Annotated in this window: 6 protein-coding genes; 1 reads left to right on the forward strand and 5 read right to left on the reverse strand. The window is 47.3% G+C overall.

All coding sequences use genetic code 11. From position 1 onward, the window contains the following. Window positions 1-30 precede the first annotated feature (30 nt). The 5 genes from QUA70_RS23370 to metK form a co-directional block, all read right to left on the reverse strand. Complete coding sequence (locus QUA70_RS23370; protein WP_333410695.1) at window positions 31-1,827, reverse strand: HAMP domain-containing sensor histidine kinase; 1,797 nt, start codon at window positions 1,825-1,827, stop codon at window positions 31-33. A gap of 348 nt (window positions 1,828-2,175) precedes the next feature. Continuing rightward, window positions 2,176-2,481 (reverse strand): hypothetical protein, encoded by a 306-nt coding sequence (locus QUA70_RS23375; RefSeq protein WP_333350228.1) that lies wholly within the window; start codon window positions 2,479-2,481, stop codon window positions 2,176-2,178. Window positions 2,482-2,569: 88 nt separating this feature from the next. Beyond that, window positions 2,570-4,486, reverse strand: a complete 1,917-nt coding sequence (locus tag QUA70_RS23380) for a HEAT repeat domain-containing protein (RefSeq protein WP_333350230.1) — start codon at window positions 4,484-4,486, stop codon at window positions 2,570-2,572. Window positions 4,487-4,953: 467 nt separating this feature from the next. Next, complete coding sequence (locus QUA70_RS23385) at window positions 4,954-6,129, reverse strand: family 10 glycosylhydrolase (RefSeq protein ID WP_333350232.1); 1,176 nt, start codon at window positions 6,127-6,129, stop codon at window positions 4,954-4,956. A 207-nt stretch (window positions 6,130-6,336) separates the two neighbouring features. After that, window positions 6,337-7,599 (reverse strand): methionine adenosyltransferase, encoded by a 1,263-nt coding sequence (metK, locus tag QUA70_RS23390; RefSeq protein ID WP_333324326.1) that lies wholly within the window; start codon window positions 7,597-7,599, stop codon window positions 6,337-6,339. A 302-nt stretch (window positions 7,600-7,901) separates the two neighbouring features. Between metK and QUA70_RS23395 the strand changes: the two genes are divergently transcribed. Continuing rightward, on the forward strand, window positions 7,902-9,626 hold the full coding sequence (locus QUA70_RS23395) for an AAA-like domain-containing protein (RefSeq protein WP_333350234.1): 1,725 nt from the start codon (window positions 7,902-7,904) through the stop codon (window positions 9,624-9,626). Window positions 9,627-9,695: the final 69 nt, after the last annotated feature.

The following is a 9,695-nucleotide window of genomic DNA, read 5'->3' on the forward strand; positions in this document are numbered from 1 at the left end:
ACCCCCTACATCTCTCGCCCAAAAATCACATCACCCGTTTCCCGCCGGTATCCGCACAGTGAAAATAGACCCTTTTCCCTCTTCGCTTTCTACCAAAATTTCCCCGCCCATCATGTGACAGTAGTAGCGACTAAGTGTCAGCCCCAATCCGGCGCCGTCGTACGGTCGCGTTGATGAACAGTCAGCTTGCACAAAAGCTTCAAACAATTTGTGCTGTTGTTCTTCCGACATTCCTATTCCGCTATCTTTAACAGATAAACAAATCCAATCCGACTCTTGAACATTCAGCAGGGGACAAGCGATCACCGCAGAATGAGTTTCATCGGCAGGCATTGAATTGTCAATCGCCAATCGATCTGCTGTATTCAATTTGCCACTGCCTTCAATGCGCCTGACAGTCAGTTTCACTCTGCCGTTTTTGGTGAACTTAGCAGCATTACTCAGCAGGTGCATCAAAATCTGCCGCATTTTTTTGAAATCTGCGTGAATGATACCCGCAGTTCGATCGCACTCTATTTGTAAAACATTGCCATTTTTCTCTACCAACGGTTTCGCAGCACTCGCCACATTGTCAACCAGGGATTCGATGTCAAATTCCTGGATTTCGAGTTTCATCCCCCCCGCTTCAATTTTTGACAAATCGAGGATATCGTTAATCAAAGATAGCAGGTGCGTACCCGCCTTCTGAATCTTGTGCAAGTCGGGTACAAACTCATCAAATCCCGCATCCTGGGCATCTTCTGAAAGTAGTTGACTGTAGCCGATAATCGCATTTAAAGGCGTCCGCAATTCGTGGCTCATATTTGCTAAAAACTGGCTTTTAGCAGTGTTAGCGGTGACTGCCGCTTCCTTAGCTTGTTTCAATTCTTTTGTATGTTCGGAAACTCGCTCGATTAAGTGATTGAGAGAGACAGCCAGAGAGCCTATTTCGCCTTGTGCCGTGACGGGGACTCGCAAGTCAAAATTAGACTCGGCGGCTACTTGTTCGGCTACCTGAGTGACGCTGATTACAGGTTTGGCGATCGCCCGACTGGTGCGACAAGCCACAATTCCCGCCACAACTACCGACAGCAGCATACTAATAATAATTATGGCTTTTTCCATTCCTTGGGCGTCTTCCATCACTTGACCGCCTTGGCCCTCTTGCTGCTGGGCAATCTCCAGGATTTTGCTCAATTCCTCAAGGCTGCTGTTGATCTGTTTTACACCTTCTCCGCTTTCTGTCGCCAACAATTTTCGGGCAGACTCTATCTCCCGATGCGAAAGTTGCGATTGCTGGATTTTCTCCAAAGTTGACTTGAGAGTATCGGCGTAGGCTTCTAAATTTTTCGTGCAATCTTGCAGTAAAAACTTGAGAACTTCCGGTTTTGCTGCCAGCCAAGCGGGTTGGCTGTCGGCAAACTTTTCTATACGCAACCGCAGATTTTTTGCCTTAGTAACACTCGCGATCAACTGCTCTTTTTGCAGTTGTACTTGGGCATAATTATCTACAAAAGAATCTAGCTGCGCTCCCTGCAATTGCGCCGCCAGCGCTGCATCTTTAAAATTGCCCAGCAATTGGGCTTGCAGGTGAGCATCATTGAGTTGGTTTACTCCTTGTCCTTGGTAGTAGTCGGCGATTAGCAGTCCACTCAGGGAGCCAAGAAAGCCGATTCCTATTGCCAGCACATACCCGCCACCAATTTTTTGATGGATAGGCAAACTGCCAATTTTAGATGGCCAACTTTTGGTGATTTTTAAGGATGATTTTTGTACAAAATCCTGGGTGGAGGTTTTTTGGCTCGCGGTTTCTACAGAAGCCACTTGTCCGGAAGTAAAGAGTGGCATCAGTTTACCTACCTTGCTATTTTTTTGGTTAACCTTTCGCGTTAGTACAGGCTTTTCCTCCTGGTTAAATGGTTCTAAGTCTGGATTCAATTCGCCTTGGCCTTGGCAAACGGCTACCGATAGACTTGCTGCGTCCCCTGTTTTTTGGAGCAAGTTAATTTTTGACATATGCAACCGCTGTATTCTGTTAAAATTTACCACGCTCTTAAATTCTCCAAACGGAAAAGCTTGTCTATTTTCTAGTAGACATCGGCGAAAAAGTATCTAAAACTCTTGTCGAGTCAGAGGATAAACTTAAATTCGGTTGATGTCTAATAGATAATTAGGCTGTTGATGGCTGTTGCCAAATTACTTTTTCGACTCGTAAAAGTCTGCGGCAGGCAAAATAAATAAAAATTTATCCCGGCAGTGAATTATCCCCGCGTGGAATGTTACAGCCAGAAAATTCTGTCTGATAGGTTTTGCCTGTGAGTTCCCCCAAGCTGATATTGTCTGTTGACAATGCACCCGATTCCTCAGCTTTGGAGTTTGGCTGCCAGCAATGCGACGATTGCTTGACGGTTTTTGTTGAGCATCCGACGACTTTCTAGCACAGAATGTCACAAATGCAGCAGCCGATCGAACTTTTGCACCCTGGCGATCGACTTTTGGCATCGTTGCCCCGCACAGACAAGTCTGAGGTGAAGTGTCGTTAGTTGAGTATAACTGTAGGGCTTGCGAAAAGAAACCCGGTTTCGGCCAGTCAACTGTTGGCGATTGCGAGTTCTGGAGTTGCGGTGGTCAATTCGATCACCAGTGCTAGCTTACCGTCTCTACCCAAAGCTTCATCTGCCAAGTGTACCATCCAGCGATTCGGCTTGGCTTGGGGTCTGGCGGCCAGCACAACGGCCCAAGCTTCCCGTTCTTTGCCGCGACCCAATAGCGCAGCACAAACAGTCAAAGCTGTGGCAGTTGAACGGCTGATCCCACTTTGGCAGCAGATCAGCAAACTGCCTCCCTGTGGCGACATTTTGAGGGCAAAGTCAATAATTTTAAGTACATCCTCAAAGGTAGGCAAGATTTGATCGGGGTCGTCAACGGGGGTGTCGAGGTCGTTAAACTCCAGGCACATTCGGTTCGGGATTTGATCAAAAGTTTTGGGTTCCGGGACGCCTGGACTGCCGATCGAGATCAGGTATTTAATCTCGCGCCCCGCAGCGCGATCGACAATGTATTCGCTGGCTTCTGCTTGCGAAGCAATCAGGATTTTCGGCAGCTTTTCACCGGAGAAATCTGCGGAAACAGAGGGTTCAAAATCAAGTGTTTCTGCCTCAGTGCTGACATCCGCCAAGTATTGGGCAGCCAGCGCCCGAACGTCAGCAAATTCGCGATTTAAAGCTGTTTCCAGAGCAACAATAGCAGCCGTTGAGCCAATGTGACCGAGGGATTTAACAGCCTTTTGGCGCACTCCAGAATTTTCGTCCCCCAGCAGCCGCACCAAACCTGCCACAGCTTCTTCTGTCCGTATTTGCCCCAAAGCAGCAGCAACTCTCCACCGGACATAAGATTCGCTGTCGCCAATTGCGATCGCCAGTCCCGCGACCACCATTTTTTGCAATTTAGCATCTCCCTCTGTATTGATGTTTCCCAGGGCAACCGCCGCCCTGCCGCGCACGAAAATGTCTCGATCCGAGAGCGATTGCATTACCGCCACCATAGCAACCTCGCTGCTGATTTCCCCCAAGGCAGAAACTGCACTGCCGCGCACGTCTGAGTCGTCATGGTTGAGGGCTTGCACCAGCCCAGCCACAGCCGTTTCCGTGCCGATTTGTCCCAAGGCCTCGGCGGCCCTCCAAGAAACTGCATAGGAGTCGGGATCATCATGAAGCAATTCTATTAAGCCGGGTACTGCCTCAGAGACGCCGATTTTCCCCAAAGCCGCCGCGGCCCTAGCGCGGACGATATGATTTTCGTCTCTGAGGGCATTCAGCAGGCCGGGTACTGCCTCAGAGACGCCGATTTTCCCGCAGTTGACCGCCGCCCGCCACCGCACCTCGGAATCTTGGTGTTTGAGGGCTTTCAGCAGCGCGGGGACGGCTGTTTTCGGGTTAATTTTGCCCAAGGCCCAAACAGCCCAGGCGCGCACTTTGGACTCTGGGTGTTTGATGGCTTTGAACAGTGCGGCGGCGGCTGGTTTCGAGTCAATTTCTCCTAAAGCCCAAGCGGCCCAAGCTTGGATTTGGGAATCTTTGGATTCGAGCGATCGGGCTAATTCAATTACTGCCGCTTCGGAGCCGATTTTCCCGATCGCTCGAATCCCATCAAGCCGCACTGCACTTTCTTTGTGGTTTAATGCCGCCACCAGCATCGGAATTGCCATATCCGAACTTGTTAGGGCCAGCAGTTGAATTTTGAGCAGAGGCGAAGTGGGGATTTTTTCGATTAATTTTATTGTGGCTATTTGAAATTCTGGCTTTACCGTTCCTGCTAACTTGGAGCCGAGTTTTAAATTTACTTTTAGAGCTAATTTTACTGCCCGCAAAGCCAGACTTTGCTGTTCTACTTGCGACAATATTATTGCCAAGGTTCGCATCCCTTGTTTTTGTTTCAAATATTTTTGATGAAATTGAGCATCGCTGAGCTCGGGTAGCTGTTGGATGAGGCTTGCTGCTGAGTTCACTGATTTATCCTGATATTTTGGCGAGCGGTTGAGATTGCTCTTTTAAACTCGCTGTCTTAATAAAAATACGGCGGCGCCTACAAAACTAAACTTCTCAAAAAAAGTTGCACCACTTCTAAAATATGTTCGATGCCACTATTTTTGCAACTCCCCAATGATTAATTATCTGGTTTTTTTTTTGCGCGAGGCTTGACAATTAGTAGCGCTTGCTGCTTGGCATCGCTGTGCTATTAACAGGCATAGCTCTGCTATATCATTTTATACTCACATCTTGAACCATTGTCAGCAACAGGCAAGATGCCTGTTCCACAAAGAGTGAATTTTCTTGTGGAACAGGCATCTTGCCTGTTCATAAAAGCTTACTGAGAATGGTGCAACATCCTAAGTTTATACCAAGTTGGCTGGAAATATCGATCGGCTCGGTTGAACCCCGCCCAGCAGAAACAGCTTGATTCCGGGACAATCTCTCAACGAGCATAGGGCCCTTTTTTCAAAACCTTAGCCAAAGCGTTATCGTTATCTCGCAAACCTTCGTAAAAAAACATCACTTCTCCTTGAATGCCGCAAGAGCGGTTGTAAGCAATTACTTGCAACAACAGTTCGGGAGTTATGCTATATTTGCTGCCTCGATTCGTCAACAAAATACCGGGCGACACGCACTTTACTTGCTGCCCGCTAAGCTGTCCCCCCATCATTTTATCGACCAATTGTTTGTAAGCATTAAAATCGCGACGATAAAACTGCGGGTGAAGCAGATCCACCAAATTTTTGTCAACCCAAGCTTTAGAATCTTGCAAATATTCCACCAGTCCCCAGTCATAAGGACTCGGCGACATCGAGAGCAACAAATCAGGATTAATAGCTTTCACTTCTCGGTGTAAACGAGCTACAAACTCAGTAATAATATTAGCACGCCACTGTAGCCAATGTTGTTCTTTACAATCCGACGGCGCTGCTTTACCGCACTCTTCTCGATAGCGTTTAACCGTTTTTTCCTCGTAACCGCCTTCTACGGGAAACGCAATGCGATCGTCTCCTTGAACGCCGTCTACCGGATAATTCTTAGCAACTTCCAACATCAACCCCAGCACAAAGTCTTGCACTTCCGGGTCAAGAGAATTCATCCAGTCAAAGTTATTTTTCTTAAGTAAATTGCCGCTGGCATCACGGGCGGTCCACTCAGGTTTTTTCGCCAGCAAATGACCGCCCTTGCGATTGTAAGAACTCACAAATCCGTATTCAAAACAAGGAATAACTTTTAAACCAGCTCTCTTGCCCTCAACACATATTTCTGCTAAGGGATCGCGACCTTGATAGCGCGAGTCAATTTCCACCCCAAAGTTTTCTCGCATAATTTGAGAAGGATAAGCCGTATAACCCTGGTTCCAAATTATAGGAAAAACGGTATTAAATCCCGTATCGGCGAGAAAGTCCATTGCCTCAGCAATTCGCTCTTTTGATGTGAGAACTTTGGAGTCAGTGGTGGGTATCCAAACGCCGCGAATTCCACCAGGATTGTTAGTCGCAAACGAACTTGGCAGCGTTGCTGGATTTGGTGCAGAAAATCCAGTCGTCGCCAACCGCTGTGGGAAGAAAGAGGCAAAACTGCGAATTGCTGATTGGAAAGGTTTAAAAAATCGCATTTATTTATTCTTTTTTTCTTTGAAGGTGGGTACTGAACCCGCTACGTTATTATTGATTGGTAGCACCCGGTATTACTTATCGATAAGATGCGCCGAAGAACACCCGATATTATTTATGGATAAGGTGCGGATTACGCACCCTAAATTGATTGGTAGCACCCGATATTATTTATGGATAAGGGGCGCTGCGCACACCCCTAAATCGTACTATCCAGCTACTCCCGACAACTTCTGGCTCAAAGCTTCTTTCAAAAGTTCCGCCTTATCAGTTTCCTCCCAAGGCAAATCTAAATCAGTGCGCCCGAAGTGACCGTAAGCCGCCACATCTTGATAGAAACGGCCGCCTCTTTCAGCAGGTAAATTCTGCAAGTTAAATGCCTGAATGATTCCCGCAGGACGCAGTTCAAAATGCTGCTTCACAACTTCCAAAAGGCGATCGTCATCAACTTTCCCAGTGCCAAAAGTTTCGATCATCATGCTAACAGGCCGCGCAACGCCGATCGCATAACTCAACTGCACTTCGCACTTTTGGGCCAAACCAGCCGCTACGATATTTTTAGCAACGTAGCGACAAGCATAAGCCGCGCTGCGGTCTACCTTGGTGGGGTCTTTCCCAGAAAAAGCGCCGCCGCCGTGGCGGGAATAGCCGCCGTAGGTATCCACAATAATTTTGCGGCCCGTCAAACCCGAATCTCCTTGAGGCCCGCCGACCACAAATTTGCCGGTGGGGTTGACAAGGAAGCGAGTTTCTGCATCCGGCTGCACGTTAATATCGGCAAACACGGGTTGGACGACTGCAGTCCAAAGGTCTTCTTTGATTTTGGCTTGAACTGCGGCTGTTTCTGTGATGTCGCCGATCGTTTCGGTGTGCTGCGTAGAAATTAAAATCGTATCTATGCCAACAGGTTTGCCGTCCTCATAGATGACTGTAACTTGGCTTTTGCCGTCGGGACGCAGGTAAGATAACTGACCGGTTTTGCGGACTGCGGCCAGTTGACGGCAAATCCGGTGCGCTAAACTGATCGGCAGAGGCATCAATTCCGGCGTTTCGTTGCAAGCAAAACCAAACATCAAACCTTGGTCGCCAGCGCCGATGGCGTCCAATTCCTCTTCACTCGATTGTTCCCGGCTTTCGTGGGCTGTATTCACCCCTTGAGCAATATCGGGAGACTGAGAATCAAGAGCCACCAACACCGAGCAGCTATTGGCACAAAAGCCATTGTCAGCGTGGATGTAGCCAATATCGGCTATTTTTTTCCGGGCTAATTCTATGTAATTTACCTGAGCTTTAGTGGTAATTTCGCCCGTCAGCAGCATCAAGCCCGTGTTGACGACAACTTCGGCTGCGACGCGGCTTTTGGGGTCTTCAGTCAGTAAGGCATCTAAAATCGTATCTGAAATTTGATCGCAGATTTTATCGGGATGGCCTTCAGTGACCGATTCAGAGGTAAACAGGTAGCGACGTGACAATGATTATTTCTCCTTTGATGGGGACTCTTCCTGCACGACATCTACGACCGACGAGTTATTTTTCCGGTAAAGGCCAAGAATCATCGCGTCTGGGCTACCGTCGAATTTTTTTCGGTCGGCAGAGCCGTGTTGAAGCAGCATTTGATATTGGGTAAAGTGACACTACTATAGCAAAGTCAGTTCCGGGAAGTCCCTAAAAACTTAGATTTTGTAGGATTGTCGATCGATCTTGGACACCGCTCGTCTACCCCCTAACCTGACAAAGGTAAGATACAGTCAGGGTATCGCCTTGTGCAAGGACTATGGCAGGACTCCAAAAATCACCAAACTTGATCCAAACAATTGCCGACCTAGAATTTCCCGGCGGCCCCATACCGCTTGACTCTCGATTTTATATTGATCGCTCAGGGGCCGAAGCCCTGGCCTGTGCAGAAATTAGCAAACCCGGAGGCCTCGTTCGCATTAAAGCTCCCAAAAAAATGGGCAAAAGTTCGCTGATGCTGCGGATAATTGACGCGGCAGTCGATCGTGGATACCGCACAGTAACTGTAGACTTTCAGCAAGCCGACACAGCGGTTTTTGCTAGTTTAGATAAATTTTTGCGCTGGCTTTGTGTCAATGTCGCTCGGCAACTCAAACTCGAACCAAATATTGATGAATTCTGGGATGAAGATATGGGCAGCAAGGTAAGCTGCACTATTTACTTTGAAAACTATTTGCTAGAACTAATTGACAGTCCCATTGTCTTGGTGATTAACGAAATAAATCGAGTATTTGAACGCACCAATATTGCTCAAGATTTTCTGTCGATGATCCGTTTTTGGTATGAACAAGCTCGCGCTAGCAAAACTTGGCAAAAACTCCGCATTGTTGTCATTCATTCGACAGAAATTTATATTGCTTTGAATCTTAATCAATCTCCATTTAATGTAGGAATGCCGATTAAACTCTCAGAATTTACTGCTGAACAAGTTCAAGATTTGGCGTGCAGACACGGAGTGAACTGGAGCGATAGCGATCCGATAGAGCAATTAATGAACATGGTAGGCGGGCATCCTTATTTAGTGCATTTAGCCCTGTATCACCTGGCAATTTTGCAACAAAATCGCCTGTCCGTCGATCGAGATGAGCCTGTGGATGAACTGGGGCGAGCCGAGTTGGCAGAATTGTTAACAGCAGCTCCTACTCACAGCGGAATTTATAGCGACTACTTGCAAAATCACTCGATCGCCATTCAACAGCAGCCCGAACTCGCCTCCGCATTTCAACAAGTTGTCGATGCTAAACATAGCATTCACCTCGAACCTTGGATCGCTTATCAGTTAGACAGCATGGGACTGGTCAAATTAGAGGGAAATAACTGTAGTTTGTCTTGCGAATTATATCGCCTGTATTTTCAAGGGCAAAATTTGTGCAAGGACAAGTGGTCGGTGGTGGATTTTGAGGAGTTGCAGCAAGAAAATCAAAGGCTGCAAGCTTTGGTGAATGTGGATGAACTTACTCAAATTGGTAACAGACGGTATTTTGATAGTTGCTTGCGAACTGCATGGAAACACATGGCTCGCGAGGGGTGTCCGATATCTTTAATTTTGTGCGATCTCGATTATTTCAAAATATATAATGATACCTACGGACATCAAGCAGGAGATGATTGTTTGCGATTGGTAGCTCAGACAATTCGCCGATCGCTCCAGCGTCCTGCTGATGTAGCTGCTCGCTACGGGGGCGAGGAATTTGCTGTAATTTTACCTGAAACTGATGCGTCGGTGGCTGTGGTTGTGGCCGAACAAATTAGAGCGAAAGTGAAAGCTTTGAATATTGTTTTTAACCCCGATAGTGTTGACGGTCTACCTAATTCTGTGTTAACGATTAGTTTGGGAATTGCCAGCGTTGTTCCGAGCGAGGAAAATGATGCGACAACGCTGCTACTGGCGGCTGATGAGGCTCTTTATGACTCGAAAAGGCAGGGGCGCGATCGGCTCACTATGAGTACGCTTTTAAATTTTCGATTGGCCGCTGTTAATTAGGGCTTGCTGAAAAAGTGAGAAAACAGCATTTAGAAAGATGAGTGAATTCGAGTTCTCCTCGGCAATATA

Origin of the sequence: Microcoleus sp. LAD1_D5, from assembly GCF_036702115.1 — a bacterium.
Classification (GTDB): Bacteria; Cyanobacteriota; Cyanobacteriia; order Cyanobacteriales; family Microcoleaceae; genus Microcoleus.